Annotated in this window: 19 protein-coding genes and 1 riboswitch; of the genes, 5 read left to right on the top strand and 14 right to left on the bottom strand. The window is 39.8% G+C overall.

Translation table 11 applies throughout. The features are described 5' to 3' along the window. Positions 1-63 precede the first annotated feature (63 nt). Positions 64-717, top strand: a complete 654-nt coding sequence (locus tag ACFSW4_RS09385) for a peroxiredoxin (protein ID WP_054751847.1) — start codon at positions 64-66, stop codon at positions 715-717. A gap of 15 nt (positions 718-732) precedes the next feature. Next, a complete protein-coding gene (locus ACFSW4_RS09390; protein WP_054751849.1) occupies positions 733-951 on the top strand; it encodes a winged helix-turn-helix domain-containing protein in 219 nt (72 codons plus the stop codon). A gap of 1 nt (position 952) precedes the next feature. Here ACFSW4_RS09390 and ACFSW4_RS09395 read toward each other — a convergent pair whose 3' ends face one another. From ACFSW4_RS09395 to ACFSW4_RS09410, 4 genes are all read right to left on the bottom strand, one after another. Continuing rightward, positions 953-2143, bottom strand: a complete 1191-nt coding sequence (locus tag ACFSW4_RS09395; RefSeq protein ID WP_377328874.1) for an MFS transporter — start codon at positions 2141-2143, stop codon at positions 953-955. Positions 2144-2330: 187 nt separating this feature from the next. Next, positions 2331-2852, bottom strand: coding sequence for a hypothetical protein (locus ACFSW4_RS09400; protein ID WP_054751853.1), 522 nt, complete (start codon positions 2850-2852; stop codon positions 2331-2333). Positions 2853-2913: 61 nt separating this feature from the next. Beyond that, the gene (locus ACFSW4_RS09405; RefSeq protein WP_054751855.1) at positions 2914-3867 is read right to left on the bottom strand and encodes a nucleoside hydrolase; all 954 of its coding nucleotides are present in this window, start codon (positions 3865-3867) and stop codon (positions 2914-2916) included. A gap of 82 nt (positions 3868-3949) precedes the next feature. Beyond that, positions 3950-4123, bottom strand: a complete 174-nt coding sequence (locus ACFSW4_RS09410; RefSeq protein WP_377328876.1) for an anti-repressor SinI family protein — start codon at positions 4121-4123, stop codon at positions 3950-3952. Beyond that, positions 4104-4193, bottom strand: a riboswitch (cyclic di-GMP riboswitch). It overlaps the preceding gene by 20 nt. Before the next feature lie 100 nt (positions 4194-4293). Between ACFSW4_RS09410 and ACFSW4_RS09415 the strand changes: the two genes are divergently transcribed. The 3 genes from ACFSW4_RS09415 to ACFSW4_RS09425 all read left to right on the top strand — a co-directional run bounded on the left by ACFSW4_RS09415 (position 4294) and on the right by ACFSW4_RS09425 (position 7411). Next, positions 4294-5019, top strand: coding sequence for a Crp/Fnr family transcriptional regulator (locus ACFSW4_RS09415; protein WP_054751857.1), 726 nt, complete (start codon positions 4294-4296; stop codon positions 5017-5019). Positions 5020-5084: 65 nt separating this feature from the next. Then, the gene (locus ACFSW4_RS09420) at positions 5085-6440 is read left to right on the top strand and encodes a hypothetical protein (protein WP_377328878.1); all 1356 of its coding nucleotides are present in this window, start codon (positions 5085-5087) and stop codon (positions 6438-6440) included. Between the two features lie 416 nt (positions 6441-6856). Next, entirely contained in the window at positions 6857-7411 is a 555-nt protein-coding gene (locus ACFSW4_RS09425; protein WP_054751862.1) for a hypothetical protein, read from the top strand. 96 nt (positions 7412-7507) lie between these two features. Here ACFSW4_RS09425 and ACFSW4_RS09430 read toward each other — a convergent pair whose 3' ends face one another. The 10 genes from ACFSW4_RS09430 to ACFSW4_RS09475 form a co-directional block, all read right to left on the bottom strand. Next, positions 7508-8266: an IclR family transcriptional regulator gene (locus ACFSW4_RS09430; protein ID WP_054751864.1), complete on the bottom strand. Its 759-nt coding sequence runs from the start codon at positions 8264-8266 to the stop codon at positions 7508-7510. Positions 8267-8289: 23 nt separating this feature from the next. Beyond that, positions 8290-9606 (bottom strand): hypothetical protein, encoded by a 1317-nt coding sequence (locus ACFSW4_RS09435; protein WP_377328880.1) that lies wholly within the window; start codon positions 9604-9606, stop codon positions 8290-8292. A gap of 27 nt (positions 9607-9633) precedes the next feature. After that, complete coding sequence (locus ACFSW4_RS09440; protein ID WP_377328882.1) at positions 9634-10035, bottom strand: PaaI family thioesterase; 402 nt, start codon at positions 10033-10035, stop codon at positions 9634-9636. A gap of 15 nt (positions 10036-10050) precedes the next feature. Continuing rightward, positions 10051-11025, bottom strand: coding sequence for a hydroxyacid dehydrogenase (locus tag ACFSW4_RS09445; protein WP_377328884.1), 975 nt, complete (start codon positions 11023-11025; stop codon positions 10051-10053). Between the two features lie 284 nt (positions 11026-11309). Further along, positions 11310-12497: a thiolase family protein gene (locus tag ACFSW4_RS09450; RefSeq protein ID WP_377328886.1), complete on the bottom strand. Its 1188-nt coding sequence runs from the start codon at positions 12495-12497 to the stop codon at positions 11310-11312. Between the two features lie 14 nt (positions 12498-12511). After that, positions 12512-13663 carry an acyl-CoA dehydrogenase family protein gene (locus tag ACFSW4_RS09455; protein WP_377328888.1) on the bottom strand — a complete coding sequence of 384 codons (1152 nt, stop codon included), beginning with the start codon at positions 13661-13663 and terminating at the stop codon, positions 12512-12514. Positions 13664-13677: 14 nt separating this feature from the next. Then, on the bottom strand, positions 13678-14457 hold the full coding sequence (locus tag ACFSW4_RS09460; protein WP_054751874.1) for an enoyl-CoA hydratase/isomerase family protein: 780 nt from the start codon (positions 14455-14457) through the stop codon (positions 13678-13680). Between the two features lie 12 nt (positions 14458-14469). Next, entirely contained in the window at positions 14470-15315 is an 846-nt protein-coding gene (locus ACFSW4_RS09465; protein ID WP_054751876.1) for a 3-hydroxyacyl-CoA dehydrogenase, read from the bottom strand. Positions 15316-15330: 15 nt separating this feature from the next. After that, entirely contained in the window at positions 15331-17298 is a 1968-nt protein-coding gene (locus ACFSW4_RS09470; protein WP_377328890.1) for a TRAP transporter permease, read from the bottom strand. Between the two features lie 26 nt (positions 17299-17324). Then, positions 17325-18377 (bottom strand): TAXI family TRAP transporter solute-binding subunit, encoded by a 1053-nt coding sequence (locus tag ACFSW4_RS09475; protein ID WP_377328892.1) that lies wholly within the window; start codon positions 18375-18377, stop codon positions 17325-17327. Between the last annotated feature and the right edge of the window lie 4 nt (positions 18378-18381).

Genomic DNA, 18381 nt, shown 5'->3' on the forward strand with positions numbered 1-18381 from the left:
ATGATTAGAATATAATAAATCATACTAAACTTATAGGAATTATAATTTAAGGAGGAATCACTTATGTCAGAAGAACAACAAAATCCAATAAGCTTACCTAGAATTGGGGACAAAGCTCCAAACTTTGAAGTGAATACAACACAAGGACCTGTTAAATTAGAGGACTACAAAGGATCATGGCTGGTGTTGTTTTCTCACCCAGCAGATTTTACACCAGTTTGCACAACAGAGTTCGTAGCCTTTCAGGAGATTTATCCTGAATTAAGAGAATTAAACACTGAGTTATTAGGATTAAGTGTCGACAGTGTTCAGTCTCATATTGCGTGGGTACGTAACATTGAGGAGAACTTTAATACCAAAATTGAATTCCCTGTTATTGCAGACTTAAGCAAAGAAGTAGCAACTAAATATGGTATGATTCATCCCAACGATAGCGGCACTGAAGCAAGCCGTGCTGTGTTCGTTATTGATGATCAGCAAGTGATCAAGTCTATTATTTACTACCCACTAACGACTGGTCGTAACATGGCTGAAATCGTTCGTTTAGTCAAAGCACTACAAACTACGGTTAAACACCAGGTGTCAACGCCTGCTAACTGGACTGAAGGCGATGACGTTTTAGTACCACCACCAGCTTCACAGCAGCAAGCTGAAGAACGCGCAAATGATGATAGCGTTGAAGTGATTGACTGGTACTTAGCAAAGAAAAAGTTATAAGCCAGGTGAGCCCAAATGCCTTGTGGTAAAAATGAAACGACACTCGCACCTTCGCAAATCGAACTGTTTTTGACCGCAATTGAGAACTCAGGCAATGTTGATCAAATCAGAGAAAAAGTTAACCTGCCCGTTTTTAAGGTCAGAAGTGCATTGCGCGAGCTTGAAGGTGCAGGTTATATTGAAGAAGTAAACGAAGAATATGTTTTAACTGATAAAGGAATGGCCTCACTCTAACTCAGAGCGGGGCCTTTTTTGCATTTCGATAAAAGAACAATCCAGATAATAGAGGCAAAATAACGGCGACGAACACAACGCCATTCCAGCCAAACTGTGTCCAAATCACGCCAACACCAGTCCCGCCTACGGTTACACCAATATAATAACTAAACAAATAGATACTCGTCGCTCCGCTCTTGTGATGTTTCGCGGTTGCACCAACCCAAGACGAAGTAAGCGAATGAGCTGTGAAGAAGCCGAGGCACATGACCGCAAGCCCGAGGATAATCACGACCACATTTGAGATGACGGTCATCAACACTCCTGTCGCCATGATTATTAAACCGCTAAATAAAATGCGAACCGTTCCATATAAGTCCGCTAGTTTTCCTGCAATAGGCGAGCCAATGACACCCATTGAGTACGTTAAAAACAAGAGCGAGATCACTTGAATGGATAAGAAAAAAGGATCACCTTCCAAGTAGAAAGGCAAGTACACCCAAATCCCCGAAAAGCTCACTTGAATCATCATTCCGAAAATAAAAGCATAAATCAGCAGTGGATTTTTCAAATGAATAAACATCCCTTTTAAATCCTGCGAATAGGGCTGCTTTGAACTAGTGAAAGATTTTGATTTAGGTAATACGACTAAACACAATAGGGATATGACAAGTCCAAACACACCTAACACATAAAAGCTTGACTCCCAGGTATAAGCCTCTGCCCAGAAACCGCCAAAGACTCTGCCTGCCATACCGCCAAGAGCGTTACTTGCGATATAAATCGTGACCGCTAAAGCGCGGCTGCCTGCTGCAACTTCTTCCGTTATGTAGGCAACGGCAACAGCTGGAAGGCCTGCGCAAAAGATCCCGACTAGTAACCTTAAAAACACGAGTGCATAAAACGAATCAACCAATGGCATTAAAAAGAGTGGCACGACCGATAACAACATCGTCCACTTTAAAATGCCAATTCGTCCAATTCGGTCCGAAACAAATCCAAACGCAAGCAAACTAATCATAAGTGAAAACGATGCAACGGAAAATAATAGACTCGACTCAGTTGCTGATACTCCAAATTCTTTTGCTAGAATAGGTAAAATAGGCTGGATAATATAAAGGTTTGAAAAGATAAAAACAGATGCCAGCATTAACCCTAGTGACAACTGCCAAAACCGCCCGTCCCTAAACGAATAGGCCGACTCTCCCATGTTAATCCTTCTTTCGGTGCCATTAGTTGTCCATCATTTTATCAAACTATTGATGAAATCTCATCTAATGTAAGTTGTCCGTCAAAGCGTATCAGTCACTTTGGGAAGTTTATCGGTCACTTTTAGAATTTTATCAATCAGTTTTGGAAAATTATCGGTCGCTTTTTCTCTACAAAAAAAGACCCCTCTAGAGGTCTCCATGCCAGATGATTTCGCCTTTTTGCTGATTGGGATCCACATTGACGTTAAAATTATGCTTTTCATAAAAATACGTCAGACGATTTAAATGATCCCAATCACGCTCAACTAAATCACCTGTAATATATTGATAGTTAAACTCTTTGACTAAATCTTTTAAATAATTCATTAAAATAGACCCATACCCTTGATCCTCAGGCCCTTTTATATCGGCAATATGAACGGTTTGTTCATCTTTAAATTCAAGCTGCATACAGGAATCCCAGTGGCCTTTAAATGGTCCTGCGCAATCATTGACCATCAGCTGCCCCTTCTCATCATCAGCATCCTTAAACACAATCACCCAATTATCCTGCTTTGTTTGGTCAATGCCAACAATGTCATATTTCTTTGAGATTTCCTTTATATTTTCACGCATTCGAAGAACTTGGAACTCCATGTTCTCAAGTTCAGCTTGTCGCTCCTCTTGAGTCTGTTCAGCTTCAAGCTCTAATAACCTTGGAAAACTCATCGAATGCCCCTTTCTTTAAAACTCAAACACACAATTGGGCATTATACAAGAATTCTCACATCTATGCAAGTTCATAGCTTCGGATCGAATCGATAAACAAATCGACTAACCTTTCCCGGTCCACATCATGAAGTACGTAGGCATTTGGCTGCCTTCCTAATGTGTCTAAGTAATCAACAAAGGTCGTACCTGCGGTTAAAGGTGAGTTACGTTCAACCGTAACATAATAAAAATTACCACTAAATAGACTCGGGTCAATAATATAGGCTGCAGCGCACACATCATGGAGCCTGACTACATCTTCAAAGTAAGTCACATTAAAAGGCGAACCCATAGATGCTTCCTGGTAAAACTTCAGCATTCGGTAGACCTTATCGGATAAATCACTATTAATTGCACGAATGTTCTCAAGCTCGGGTTCCGTTAAAAATGCTTGCCTCGTCGCATCAAGGCCACTCATGATGACAGGAACGCCGGACCTAAAAACTAACTCCGCAGCATCAGGGTCTGCATAAATATTAAATTCTGCTGTCGGAATAACATTACCTCCCATCACCGCACCGCCCATCATCGAAATCCTTTTAATATTCGACTTTAACTCAGGATGGGTACTTAACAACAAGCCGACGTTCGTTAACGGCCCGCTCGTCACAATGGTAATTGGCACATCCGATTTAGAGATGACATCATACATCGCTGATATCGCTGTTCTTATACTTCCAGGAAAATTAGATTTAGGAAAAACCACATTTCCCGTACCTGTTTCGCCATGAAAATCTGGTGCTGTCTCAAGTGACTTAAAAATTGGCTTATTTAAACCTCGAGCAACCTCAATCTCCTTACCTAAGTAACTCACCATTTTTAGTGCATTTTCATATGTTTGGTTCTGCTCTAAATTTCCAGGGGCAGTTGTAATTAATTGAACATCCAATTTTTCATGAATGAGCGCTACCAACAACATCATAAAATCATCTATGCCAGGATCTGTATCAATAATAACAGGAGTTTGTGCCACAAAAAAACCTCCAATAAAAATGAACTTTACTTCATCTTATTGAAGGTGACCTGAAATGTTGTTAAGATTATACAGGAAAATATTACAACTGACGTTTTTGCTCAATGAATTGTTTAACGTCCTCCAAGCATAACCCAAGCTCCCTAGCTTCCTTAAGTAATTCCACCCACTCTCGGTCTAACAACTGATCACTTTTTTCCCGAACTGACACCGTTTGTACTCCTCCCCACATGATCAGAGGCAGCTGTGCTATCATAGGCCACCCCCAGACCCTTAGACCACCAGCTTTGCGTCCCACTCTTTCAAGTGGTTTGCCTTTTCTAGAACAACTGGTATTTTTTTCTTCTAATTGATATACTATTCTAAAATAACGAAAACTTCTGTTAAGTACTTAACATTAAGTCATATTTTTAGGGGGAGAATTTGATGAAATATGATGAACTATGGTACTTATCTAAAATCGGATTTCTTGAACATGTCGCACCTCCTGCGAGCAATGAGCTCATAGGATGCATCAAACATGCAAGATATAATCGTAATGAGGTCATACGAACGCCTGACAACACCAAGCATGAGTTGGGTTTTATCAAAGAAGGCTCCGTGAGATTGTATACCATTAACGACGAAGGAAAACAGTTCACGTGCAGCCTATTAGGTCCAGGAAGTACCTTTGGTAAAATGAGATCCTTTTCACTACATATGGATAATGTTTATGTAGAAGCGATCGAGCCAACGCACTTTTGTACAGTTGATGAGGAAAGTTTTATGGCACTCGCAAACAAATACCCTATTTTATTGCACAAAGCTTTAGAAACATTAAGTGATCGGCTAAAAGAACGGGAAGAACGCCTTAAAGTCATGGCACTAGATCACTGCAAGGATAAAGTCATTCACCTGCTTCAAATGATTTACGACCGTTACAATAGACCATCACATGACCAAGAGTTCTACACCATCACCTTACCCATCACCCAGCAGGAACTTGCCAACATGATTGGTTCAAGCCGTGAGTCTGTCTCTACTGTTTTAAACGAACTTGCCGAAGAAGGACTCGTGAAATTTCCTAAGCGCAAACAAATAGATGTGCATTTTTCGCTAGTACAAGACGACCCCAACCCTAAATACATTCAAGATCTCTATCAAAACTATTAACAAAAATATGACAGTGTACTTTCAAACCCCTATAATGAAAGTAAACAGTAAAAGGACGTATCAACATGAAGTGGATCATCATTAGACCCCTTTTTGCATTACTAATGGGGTTTACCTATTTATTATCACAATTTATCGATTCAGACCTGCTTCCAATTCTGGTTAGTCTATTTGCGACGATTACGGTGATGTCTTACATACCTTATTTAAGTAAAACTCCGATGATACTTATAAGCACGTTGCTGATTTTAAGTGTTATCTTTTTACTAAACGGAAGCGGGCTCATGAAATTATTTCACGGGATGAGAGAAAATGTAGGGTTACTGGCAATTTTTCTTTTCGTTCCATTAATCTCCCTTCCAATTAAAAATGGTCAGTACTTAGACTACATGAACGCCATTTTTAATCATTATGTTAAAACATCCAAACAACTCTATACGTATTTAAAAATATCGATATTAGGTATTGGGTCGGTTATGAATTTGGGTACGATTCCAATTATGTACCATTTGACCGAAACATCTTCGTTTATTGATTATCGCGATACCCGAATCAGAGCGCTGACAAGAGGGTTCTCACTAAGCTTTTTATGGTCGCCTTATTTCATTTCAATCGCTCTCATTTTAACTTACTTTAATGTGACTTGGGTTGAATTATTCCCGTTCGGGTTCGCTTTTGCCCTAGCTGGATTCATCTTAGGCCTTTTTACAATGGGATCGATTAGCGAACCAATAAAAATCGTAGAGTCAGACGAGAACATTTCTATTGAAACAGCTAAGCGTAAGTTATTTGAACTTTTATTAATCATCATCGGTATGACCGTCATCACGATGACCATCGAACACTTTGTGGATTTATCAGTATTAACCATCATCCCAATTATGGCGATCATCGTGTCTACTATATGGTCACTCTTTTATCAGTCACCGAAAGAATTCGGAAAAGAATTAGTGGACTATACTCAGGGCCGGCTTCCTAAAATGGGAAATGAACTATCCCTGTTTATCGCTGCGGGCGTATTCGGCGTCGCCATATTAGATGCAGGCGCCAGCGAATGGATTATCTACTTAATTGAGGCAAGTGGTATTAACCATCTATTAATATTAATTCCAGTCCTAGCCCTTGTCGTGAACTTACTATCATTTATTGGCGTGCACCCGATCATAACGAACACAGCCCTGGCCATCACTTTGAGTTCAAGTCCGATGTTCGAGGGTGATCATTTGCTGTTAAGTATCGGATTACTGACAGGCTGGATGCTCACGATCCTCATCTCGCCACTGTCCGCAACAAACCTAATGGTCGGAAACTTGACTGGCACCAACTCCGTCCATGTTGGCCTGAAAATGAACTGGCAATTCACGATCATTTTATATGGTGTTTTTTATATACTAATGGTTGGAATATATTATCTGACGTAGAAGTTAACCCGCTCACGATGGGACGTGAGCGGGTTTTGTTCGCTTTTCTAGGGGAACTGTTCGCGTCACGACGACTTTTGTTCGCATCTCCGACTCAACTGTCCGTATCTTGCGACTTTCTGTTCGCATTTCCTCGCCAACTGTCCGTATCTTAAATCAAACTGTCCGCATTGGCGTGAATTTTGTTCGCGTAAGCATGAGTCTTGTTTCCATTTGCCGTTGAATTAAACGTATGACGCGATGGCTCGTGCGCGTCTAATACAAATTATCTGATTTTTCTAAATATACTGTTTACTTAATTGGTTAAACGTGTTAAAATACGTTTAAAACTGAAAATTCGACAATATTTGGAAAGGAGGTGAACCTCCCCTCGCTTGTTTGGCGTCTAAATTTTTAGAAAGAGGTGGGTATTAAACATGGACATGCTAAAAAGCTTTAAGCCACAACGTAAACTCGTTCCAAATGTGGATTACGTAAATGTAAGCCACATGGTGGATACTGGCTCTGAGTTTGTCCCGTACTATGAGTATGCGAATATAACCCACACTCAATTGATCCGTTTGGACTATGAGGTATTGTTAGCTCACCTGATGCAAACGGGCAAACCTTTTAAAGCACTGTATCCAATCATCAATGAATTTAGCATCAATAACCATCTTTTTCGCATTCATTCGCATCCAGTTAATACGTCAACTGCCTTTAGTGCCGGTCTTGGCATTATTAAAAATAAAAACAGGCAACTGAAATGCGAATATTACCTTTATGATTATTTTTGCGAGGCATGGATGAGTCCATCTGAACAAAGGTACTACGCAACATTAAAAAGAGAGCTTTATATGCTACTAACATTTGGAGTTGAAAGTAACTTAGTGTCCGAACTCTACCAATCTGACAACTTCGATCGCATTGCTCCGCTTCTATCCCTCGACCATGATTTAGGTCATAAAATAGAGCAAGCTTTATCCAAATAATTCACTTCACAATATTACCCTTAAACATCTCCAACGGGGTAACGACCTGTTGGATTTTTTGTGCACAATAAAAAGACGATCCTATTAAGATCGCCTTTACCCCTCATACCCGAGTTCTCTTGATATTTTTAAACTGTTTTCAATGACGCTTGATAAAATCGTATCCTCATCCTGCTCAGTCAATTCTCTCATAGGTGTACTAACACCTAAAGCGGCTACTACTTTTCCGTTGTAATCAAAAATAGGCGCTGAAAAACCGATCGTATCTTTAAAATGTTCAGATCGACTAATAGAATAGCCTCTTTCGTAAATCACCTTTAAGCCTGCTTTAATTTCTTCTTCATCCGTAAGCGTGTTAAGTGCTAATTTTTTAAGTTCAACACCTTTTAAATAATCATCGATCTCTTCTTCACTTTTGTATGCCAATAAAACTTTAGGTGCTGACCCTGCATATAAAGGCGCGCGCTGCCCCACTCTTACGACTAAACGAACAGGCTTTTTACTACCAATAGTTTCAACATAAACTGCCTGATTCCCTTCAGACACTGTTAAATGGACCAATTCGTCTAAATCGTCATTTAGTTCCCTCATATGAGGTAATGCGATTTTATTAATTTCTAGCCCTTCTTTAACGACATTTCCATACTGTAGTAGCTTTAACCCAAGACGGTAGGTCACTTCCACATTTCCATTTCGATCTTTAATAATTAATCCCGCTTCTTCAAGTGAACTGACTAATCTAAAGACCGTTGTTTTTGGAAGACCTGATTTTTCGGTTAATTCCATTAGCGTAAGGGTTGGCTGATCCTTAAAACAATCTAATAGATTAATAGCTTTAACTAAGCTTTTACTCATGAATACCCCTCAAATCTCTAATCCTAATAAATAACATTTATAACATAAACATAAATCATTGCTACAGACGTGATGGTGATAAAATATAAACCGTTCCACTGATAGGCCACTCTAATACCATTTGTTCGAACACATGAACTAATAATGATATTTAAAGCGTTCAAAGGACTAATCGAGGCCGACAACATCCAAGTAAAAATACACATAAACGCGGCACTCATCATACTCATTTGAAGATCTAAGCTTAAGAGAACAGTTAACACAATTGGCACACTAACGATTTGGTGTATGCCAACCATTGCTAAGACTGTTACAAATAAAATAATAAATAAAAACAAGATAACCAATGACTTTTCTGATGACCACAAAATCGCATTTCTTAACAGATCATCAATTGGTGTATGGAGGAGTGCACTGCCAAATAAACCAGCGCTTAGAAACAATGCGACTTCCATACTTGAAAAAGATTTAACCTGTCTCGAATACGCTTTAATTTCTGAAAGAAACTCTTGACTATTAAACCTTATTAACTGATATATAAGCGGAACTGATAGACATAAAATACTTACTAATAGTAACATCGACCATCCTGTCAATAATTCAAGTCCAACAAGTAATAATAAAATAATGAAGACATATAAAACAAACAGCCAAAATGCTCCGTTTATTTTTATTTTACTAGAATTAACATTGGCTGAAAAACCTTTAAACAACATCCATGCCAACAGTACTTGGATTGTTGCAAAACTTAAACCAATCGGTAAATATGATTGAAATGACAAATCAGCTGTAACTAAGACAATCCCAACTGATGCATAAAAAGGAGACCATAAGATTGCAGGTGTAAACCCGTTATAATAAGCCTTTGACAGTAATCGGTTAGGAATTTTCAAATCATATATAAAACTATGAACAATACGTAAGGAGCCCATATTTAGTATAGGAGACAGTATGAATACTAACAAAAACACACTTTTGTACGTTCGTTTATAATCGTCAATCACATATTTTAAGTTATTGACGAGCCGCTCTATGATTCGCTCTTGTTTTAACGGAATCGAAATAAGTGGTGCCAATAATATAATAGATAATAATGCTAGATTCTGTGTTATTCCGTCCAACAATTCAAAAGTTCTATTTCCATAGAAAAAATGAATCATCACACCAGATGTAAATAAGAAGCTTGTAAGCATTTTCGCTCTAACAGGTAATTTAATTAAAGCTAGAATGAATACAATTAAACATATTACGATATAAACTGCTTCAACTAGTGGGTGATTCACAAAGTTTTGAAAGATATAATATAAGCACATGAACATGACAGCATAAAAATATAACACACAGATCCCGGCTTCCGACTGACATAATTAGTCTTTTTTAATCAATTTAAACGTTCCATTGGCATGTACTAACAACTCACCTTGTTCATCAAAAATTTGCCCTTCGACAATGGCTGTTGTTCGTGTACGTGAAATGATTTTTCCTTCTGAAAATAATGTTCCTTCTAAGACAGATTTAATAAAATTCGTATTTAATTGGAGTGTTACGACTTCATCAAAACCTAGAGACTTACAAGTAAATCCCATCGTCGTGTCCACCATCGAAACTAATACACCACCGTGTACCGTTTCTCTAACATTTGTAAATTCATTTTTAATAGGCAGCTTTAATTTAACATTACCTGGATTAGCTTCATGCAATTCAAGTCCAACAAAATTCCAAAAAGGGCTTTTCTCAAAACCCTCACGAATAAACGGATTGACTTCCATAATTATTCACCTTCTCTAATTAACGATTGTTTCAACTTTTTCTCCGAGTATAGCTTTAATAAGATTTCTAGCAATGGTTTCTGTCGTCTCCCTTGCTGCTTCTTCACTAATGCCACCAATGTGAGGTGTCATCACAATATTGTCTAATCCAAAATAAGGGTGATCATATGGGGGTGGCTCAGGGTCATAGACATCCACCGCTGCTCCCATTAATTTTCGTTCTTTGAGTACAGTTGCCAGATCCTCTTGGTTGACCACTCCGCCTCTTGCTGTATTGATAAAAATAGCATTTGGTTTCATAAGATCAAAATGTTTTTTATTAATCAATTGTTTAGTATGTGGACTCAGCGGAATATGAACACTTGTGACATCTGCATGTTTAAAAACATCCTCAATATGAGTTGTGAACTGATAACCTAACTCTTCTTGGATTTTATGGCGTTCTTCCGTGATTTGACGCACATAAACTAGAACATCCATATCAAAAGAAGTTTTCATCATACTAGCGACTTTTTGCGCGATAGAACCGAACCCGACTAGCCCGAGCGTTTTTCCCTTTAACTCGTATGTAAATTTACCATCACGATAACCAAAATTCCCTTTTTTCATCTCCTCATGAAATGGGACGATATTTTTCATAACTGAGAAAATTAGACCAATCGTATGCTCAGCAGTTGCCTGGCTGTTAATTTTAGGAGCATGTAAAACCTTAATTCCTTTTTGCGTAGCATACTCGACATCAATATTATCCAGTCCGATTCCTGCACCCGAGACCGCCTTTAAATCTTTGGCTGCATCAATCATGGCAGACGTAACCCGAGCAGGTGCACGTAAAATAATACCATCAACACGATGACTCTTGAGATACTCAATGATCTCATCTTCACGAAACTCCTCGAACTTCTTCACATGAGCAAGCTCATTTAAAACTTCTTCACCTTTTGGATAATACATCGGCAAAATTTGTATGACGTGAGGTCGATTAGACATCCGTGTCCCTCCTAAATTTCTTTTAAATAAGAATAACTTGCAGATTAAAGAACGGTTTCCTTCGAAATACGGTCAAATCTCAACTCGATACGAACACTTCATTCAAATATGTGAACAAATTCCGCCCGGATACGAACACTTCACGCAGAAATGCAAACAAATCTCGCCCTAATACGGACAGATTCCACAAAAATGCGAACACTTCCACGTTATATACGGACAATTCACCTCAGACGATAAACAGTTATAAGAAAGCCAGTAATCTCACATTACTGGCTCACTGACTAATCTAAATACTCTACAATCGTTGAAATGCCTTGGCCTCCCCCAATACAAAGGGTTACTAAGCCGTACTTCTCGCCGCGTCGTTCCATTTCGTGTAAGAGCTTCGTCATTAAAATAGCACCTGTTGCGCCGATCGGGTGGCCTAATGCAATGGCGCCCCCGTTGACGTTGACTTTTTCGGGATCCATTTTACTTTCGCGAATGACTGACAATGCTTGTGCAGCAAAGGCTTCATTCAGTTCAATTAACCCAATGTCGTCAATCTTAAGGCCGCACTGCTTAAGAGCTTTTTCAGTCGAGTAAACAGGCCCGATCCCCATAATATCTGGCCCAACACCACTTACAGCTTGAGCGATGATTTTGGCCTTAGGCTTTAGCCCGTATTCTTTCACCTTATCTCCGCTCATCATGACGACAGCTGCTGCGCCGTCATTTCGCCCTGAAGCGTTCCCAGGTGTCACTGATCCACCTTCTTTAAACACAGCTGGTAGTGTGCTCAACTTTTCAACGGACGTCAGCCTAGGGTGTTCATCGATTTTAAATTCCACAGTTTGTTTGCGCTCTTTCACTTCGTAAGGGACAATCTCTTTTTCAAAGCGTCCAGATTTAATCGCCTCATCGGCTAAAACTTGACTGCGATGAGCAAATTCATCTTGCTCTTGACGGGAAATCCCGTACTTCTCTGCTAGATTTTCAGCCGTATAACCCATTGTTAAATCACCATACTTTTCGCGAGGCTGAGAGCAAGGCTGACTTTCTGTATTCGGGTCTAGTAAAAGTCCATTGCCAGCTCGGTATCCATAGCGAGCGTTACGGATGTAATATGGTGCTGTACTCATACTCTCAGCACCACCAGCTACGACAACGTCTGACAATCCTAACTTAATCTGCATATCCGCATTATTAATCGCCTGAAGCCCAGATCCGCACTGGCGATGAACTGTATAACCTGTCACCTCTTCAGGTAAACCGGCACGTAGAGCTGCTACTCTACCTAAGTTCGAGGTATCTGCACTTTGTTTTGCCTGACCTAAAATGACCTCGTCAACTTTAAGCTCCGGATTCGTACGCTTCAATGCTTCACGAATGACTTTTTCAGCTAAAAAATCAACCTCAACCGTTTTGAGCGCACCGCCCATGCGGCCAACCGCTGTTCGAACCGAATCAACAATATACGTTTCTTGCACATCAAGCACCTCCATTATTTACGTGTTTCGCGTATGAGCTCACCAGCAATAATATTTCGTTGAATCTCTGATGTTCCTTCGTAAATTTTAGTAATACGAGCATCCCTGAAATAACGCTCGATAGGATAATCTTTCATATAACCGATTCCACCATGAATTTGCACGGCGAGATCAGCCACTTTGTTGTAAACTTCAGAACCGTATAGTTTCGCAATAGCCGCTTCTTTAACCACACGCTTACCTTGATCCGTCATCCAAGCAACTCGGTACGTTAATGAACGTAATGATTCAATCATCATCGTCATCTCAGATAGCATATGCTGGACGGCTTGAATTTCAATAATTGGCTTGCCAAATTGGGTACGTTCATTAGCATATTCTAAACAATGTTCTAGTAATTTCTCGCAAGAACCTAGGTTTCTAGCAGCAAGGCCCGCACGACCATTTGCTAGAATTTTAAGCGCGTTAACGTAACCTCTGTTCACTTCGCCTAATACATTCTCTTCTGGCACTTCCATGTCTTCGAAAAATAGTTCAGCTGAATGTGAACCGCGGAGTCCCATTTTCTCTTCAACAGCGCCTAACTGAAATCCTGGGAAATCTTTTTCCACAATAAAAGATGTGATGCCTTTAGCACCTTTTTCAGGATCGGTGACTGCCATGACCGTAAATACCTGGCCATCGACCGCGTTTGTAATGTAGTGTTTCGACCCATTAATAATGTACTTATCACCTTTTTTAACCGCCGTGGTTTTGAGGTTTGCCGCATTTGAACCGGCACTAGGTTCCGTTAACGCAAAGGCACCAATGTATTCCCCAGTTGCCATTTTGGGTAAATACTTTTTCTTCTGCTCCTCAGTACCAAGTTCCACAATGCCAACCGATCCGATTCCGGTATGGGCCCCAATTAACGTCGTATACCCATTATGCGTTTTGCCAAGTTCTTCATAAATCGCACATTTGCCGACCATGTCTAAGCCTAATCCGCCGTATTCTTCAGGAATACTTAAGCTAAACAGTCCCATCTCTTTTGATGCTTCTACAATCTCTTCAGGGATTTCATTATCTTCTTCAATTTTCATCGCTAATGGTTCGACTTCATCTCTAACAAATTTACGCACATTTGATCTAAGAAACTCGATATCTTCTGATAAATTAAAATCCAATGCTGACAGCTCCTTTATCGGTTATTAAAATTCGGCTTTCGTTTCTCTATAAAAGCGCTCGTTCCTTCATGCTTATCTTCTGTTCCAAATGCCACAGCCTGTGATAGTTTCTCAATCCACATCGCCGCATCACCTGATAGATCGTAACCATGATGCACGGCCTGTTTAGCAAGCTGAATCGCAACAGGTCCTTTCTTTAAAATCGGATCTATTACTTCATTAATTTTTTCATTAAGATTATCGCTAGCAATGCTATACTGCACAAGCCCAATCCGATGAGCCTCTTCACCGCTAACAAATTTTCCTGTCAAAATCATATCTAGCGCGTGACCTTTTCCAACAATTCGTGAAAGACGCTGCGTCCCGCCTGCACCAGGGATTATTCCTAAGTTAAGCTCAGGCAGTCCGAACTTAGCCCGTTCCGTTGCGATTCTGATATCACAAGCTAATGCAAGCTCGCAGCCACCTCCTAGGGCATAGCCTTCAACGACTGCAACTGTTGCTTTAGTAGACTTTTCGATTTGACTATACAAGCCCTGCATCCCTGGCACTAAAGCTTCCAAAGGCTCACGATCTCTTAGCTGCTTAATATCGGCGCCCGCAGCGAATGATTTGCCCCCAGCTCCTTTAAAGACAATGACTTTAACTTCAGGGTCAGCCTCAGCTTCTTGAACTGCCAGACCGATTTCCCTAAGCATCGTTTGATCTAGTGCATTCCGGACGTCCGGACGATTTAGCGTTAGCCAGAAGATTCCTTGGTCACGTTTCACCTCAATATTCTGAAAAGTAGACAACTAGATTCCTCCTTACGAATAGTCATAGAATCCGCTACCAGATTTACGGCCATAACGTCCTGCTTTCACGTATTTAGTTAATAATGGTGATGGACGATATTTTTCACCTAATGTTGCATGCAAGTACTCCATGTTACGAAGCCTTGTATCAAGTCCTACTAAATCTGCGAGTTCTAGCGGCCCCATCGGATGATTGAGTCCTAGTTTCATAGCTTTATCAATATCCTCAGCACTTGCGACTCCTTCCATCAACATGTTCATCGCTTCGTTTCCGATTAAACAGTTCATGCGTGATGTTACAAATCCAGGAAACTCATTCACTTCAACCATTTCTTTGTTTAACTTTTCCGTAATGTCACGAACAAAGTTGACTGTTTCAGTTGATGTTTCAAGACCTTTGATTACTTCAATCAGCTTCATTTTGTGAACTGGATTGAAGAAGTGCATCGCCACGACTTGATCAGGGCGAGACGTCTGAGCCGCAATTTCAGTCGGGCTCATCGTTGATGTGTTTGTGGCTAGAATCGCTTCTTTCTTACAAACCTCATCTAGCTGCTGGAACACTTTAATTTTTATATCCATTTTTTCTAAAACGGCTTCAATCACTAAGTCAGCATCTTTTGCTGCTTCAGTTAAATCAGTCGTATAACTTAAATGCTGAGCTGCGGTTTCATGCTGCTCTTTTGTAATAAAACCTCTCTCAGCACTGCCTGACAGCAGTTTCTCAATATCACTTTTAGCATTCGTTAAAGCATCTTCACTAATATCGTTTAAAAACACTTTAAAACCTGAAATGGCACTAGCATAGGCGATTCCTTTTCCCATCACACCAGCACCGACAACTGTAATTTGCTGCATAAACCATTTCCTCCCTTATGAAGCTTCCTGTCTAACGAGTAAATCTTGCCTAAACTTTTTTTGGAAAATATAAACTAGAACTAATACCACAACACCAATTGCATCTGTAAATAAATCTGGAATCACCATACAGACAGAACCCGCAAATAAAACTAATCGTTCATACCAGAATGAATGTCTTAACATCCAACCTTCTGCCGCAATGGCAATACCAATAATTCCGATAATCGCAGTCACAACTGATAATAATGTTTCTAATGGTCCGCCAATTAATAAAAGATTCTCACCATAAACAAACATGAATGGAACAATATAAGCTGCTAGACCTAATCTCATGGCTGTTAAACCCGTTTTCATCGGTTCAGATCCAGAAATACCTGCCGCAGCAAAAGCTGCTAAAGCAACTGGTGGAGTAATCGCTGATAACGTTGCAAAGTAGAAAACAAATAAGTGTGCCGCCATTGGGCTAACACCCATCTCTATTAATGCAGGAATCGTTAACGGAACCTGCACAATATAAGCTGCAACCGTTGGCAGTCCCATTCCTAGAATAATGCTCGTAATCATCGTAAAGATTAAAGCTAGTAATAATACGCCGCCTGAAATGTCGATAATAATACTACTAAACTTAAGGCCGATCCCTGTTAAACCAATTACACCGATGATTAAACCAGCCGCCGCACAAGCAATAGCCGTTTCAAGTGCAGCTTTAGCTCCCAAGTCTAAAGCGTTTATAATTTTCTTAAGACCAATACGATGTACCGCACTGATGGCTGCAATCACAATAGTCGCAACAATCGCATATAAACCTGCTTTCATAGGTGAAGATCCTATTGCTAGTAAATAAATAATTAAGACTAGAGGGATGAAAAATAGAAAACCTTTCTTAAATACTTCCCAAAACTTAGGTAGTTGATCTTTTTTCAGTCCTTCCAATCCGTTTCTTCGTGCTCGTAAATCAACTTGAATAAATAAACTGATGTAGTAAAGTAACGCAGGTACAATAGCTGCAATCGCAACATCCATGTAAGGTATGCCGAGGTAAGCTGCGATAATGAATGCTGAAGCGCCCATAATGGGTGGTACAATTTGACCACCTGTCGAAGCAACTGATTCAATAGCTGCCGCGAAATGCTTTTTGTATCCCGTTTTTCTCATAAGAGGAATCGTAAAAGCACCAGTTGTGACCGTATTCGCTACAGCACTTCCTGAAATCGTACCAAGAATAGAACTAGCTAAAATAGCTGTTTTAGCTGGGCCTCCTCGATACTTACCCATACCTGCTACAGATAAATTGATAAAGAATTGACCAGCTCCTGATACTTCTAAGAATTTACCAAATAAGATAAATAAGAAAATAAAGGTAGCTGATACACCTAAAGGCGTACTAAAAACACCTGTTGTCGTATAAAACAAATGATCAATAAACCACATAAGTGGAAATTCTCTGTGTCCGAGTGCACCTGGAACAAGATGGCCCCAAAGTCCATACACTAAAAAGGCTACTATGATAATGACTAGCGCATTTCCAACAACCCTTCTTGTAGCTTCAATCAGTAGAAGCCCTCCAACAATACCTAACGCTATCTCAAAGGTGGTAAGCTTCTCTATGTAACTCATTCTTGAGGCAATTTCTTGTGAATTGACCACGAAATAGGAATAACAAGCTATTGACAGGACCATAAGAATCCAGTCATACCAAGGGATAGGCGCATTTTTCGATAACTTTTTTGAAGGTTTATAAATCGCAAAAACTAACACTAACGCAAAACCTAGGTGCATTGACCTCTGCATAATTGAATCAAAGATCCCGAACAAGGCAGTGTACAAGTGAAAAAGGGACATAAGAATCGCAACAAAGGATATAACCTTTGCTGCAACTCCAACTAGTTCCCTATGCTTTGGTCTGACCACTGACTCTGCTTCAACCGCTTCTCTGTCATTGAAGTTTAGTTGTTCTAAACTATTCTGTTTATCTGACATGACATAACCTCCTCATAAAGGCTGCCTTACTCTAATGCACCAATTTCTTTGTAATAACGTTCAGCACCTGGGTGCATGTTTCCAACATTATTCTCTACAGAAAATTCAGCATTAAAGTCTGACATGACGCTAGAAATATTTGCCCAAGCATCTTTGTTCTCTACAACCATTTTCGTGATTTCATAAGCAACATCTTCATTAATTAAATCGTTATTGGCAAGTAGCACCGTGTAACCCGCAACAGTATTCGTATCCTCTTTAATATTTTCGTATGTGCCACCTTCGATTGTGTAAGGTAAGTAACCTTCATTAGCCGCATGTAGTTGCTCAACTGTTTCATCTTTTAATGGAATCAAACGAATGCCTAATGTTGTATCAAGTTCCTGATAAGTTGATACTGGAGCAGCTAACATTCCAGTAATCGCATCAATATGTCCGTCTCTTAATAACTGTGCAGCATCAGCTGTTCCAATGTACTCAATGCCTTCTAGGTCATCATACGACATATCGTTTAGTTCTAAAATTTCCTTAAAAGCAAGTTCACCACTATAACCTTTAATTCCAGGACTAACGATTTTACCTTTTAAGTCTTCTACAGTATGAATATCTGAGTCAGCTCTAACTGCGATATGGAAGACGTTTGGATAAAGTGTCGCTAGAGTACTAACATTATCAATTGGTTCTTCAAAAGCGTTTTTACCTTCTAATGCTTCCGGAACTGTTTGACCATTACTAAATCCAATATGAAACGTTCCTTCTCCTAAACCTAGTAAGTTTGAAACAGATCCACCTTCAACGACTGTTGTTGACGAACCAGGAAATAACTCATTCATCGTATCTGACATTGCACCTGCTAACGTATACCAAAATCCACCTACAGTCGCAGCTCCAAATGTAAATTCAGTAGGAGCCTCAACGTCCGCTGCTTCAACGTTTGTATCTACTTCTACGCTCTCTTCATCACCTTCAGACCCACTAGAACCACCTGATGACTCTTCACTAGGATCTGTTTCTGAACAACCAACCAATACAGCGAACATTAATAGAATAGCTGCTAATAATAAGCTTATTTTTTTCATTTTT

Source organism: Piscibacillus salipiscarius, assembly GCF_042685285.1.
In the GTDB taxonomy this organism is placed as follows: Bacteria; Bacillota; Bacilli; order Bacillales; family Alkalibacillaceae; genus Piscibacillus; species Piscibacillus salipiscarius.

Bases quoted from the DNA above. Each gene is read 5' to 3' on its own strand.
- ACFSW4_RS09385 (WP_054751847.1), top strand. From the start codon at position 64: ATGTCAGAAGAACAACAAAATCCAATAAGCTTACCTAGAATTGGGGAC.
- ACFSW4_RS09390 (WP_054751849.1), top strand. From the start codon at position 733: ATGCCTTGTGGTAAAAATGAAACGACACTCGCACCTTCGCAAATCGAA.
- ACFSW4_RS09395 (WP_377328874.1), bottom strand. From the start codon at position 2,143: ATGGGAGAGTCGGCCTATTCGTTTAGGGACGGGCGGTTTTGGCAGTTG.
- ACFSW4_RS09400 (WP_054751853.1), bottom strand. From the start codon at position 2,852: ATGAGTTTTCCAAGGTTATTAGAGCTTGAAGCTGAACAGACTCAAGAG.
- ACFSW4_RS09410 (WP_377328876.1), bottom strand. From the start codon at position 4,123: ATGATAGCACAGCTGCCTCTGATCATGTGGGGAGGAGTACAAACGGTG.
- ACFSW4_RS09415 (WP_054751857.1), top strand. From the start codon at position 4,294: ATGAAATATGATGAACTATGGTACTTATCTAAAATCGGATTTCTTGAA.
- ACFSW4_RS09420 (WP_377328878.1), top strand. From the start codon at position 5,085: ATGAAGTGGATCATCATTAGACCCCTTTTTGCATTACTAATGGGGTTT.
- ACFSW4_RS09425 (WP_054751862.1), top strand. From the start codon at position 6,857: ATGGACATGCTAAAAAGCTTTAAGCCACAACGTAAACTCGTTCCAAAT.
- ACFSW4_RS09430 (WP_054751864.1), bottom strand. From the start codon at position 8,266: ATGAGTAAAAGCTTAGTTAAAGCTATTAATCTATTAGATTGTTTTAAG.
- ACFSW4_RS09440 (WP_377328882.1), bottom strand. From the start codon at position 10,035: ATGGAAGTCAATCCGTTTATTCGTGAGGGTTTTGAGAAAAGCCCTTTT.
- ACFSW4_RS09445 (WP_377328884.1), bottom strand. From the start codon at position 11,025: ATGTCTAATCGACCTCACGTCATACAAATTTTGCCGATGTATTATCCA.
- ACFSW4_RS09465 (WP_054751876.1), bottom strand. From the start codon at position 15,315: ATGCAGCAAATTACAGTTGTCGGTGCTGGTGTGATGGGAAAAGGAATC.
- ACFSW4_RS09470 (WP_377328890.1), bottom strand. From the start codon at position 17,298: ATGTCAGATAAACAGAATAGTTTAGAACAACTAAACTTCAATGACAGA.
- ACFSW4_RS09475 (WP_377328892.1), bottom strand. From the start codon at position 18,377: ATGAAAAAAATAAGCTTATTATTAGCAGCTATTCTATTAATGTTCGCT.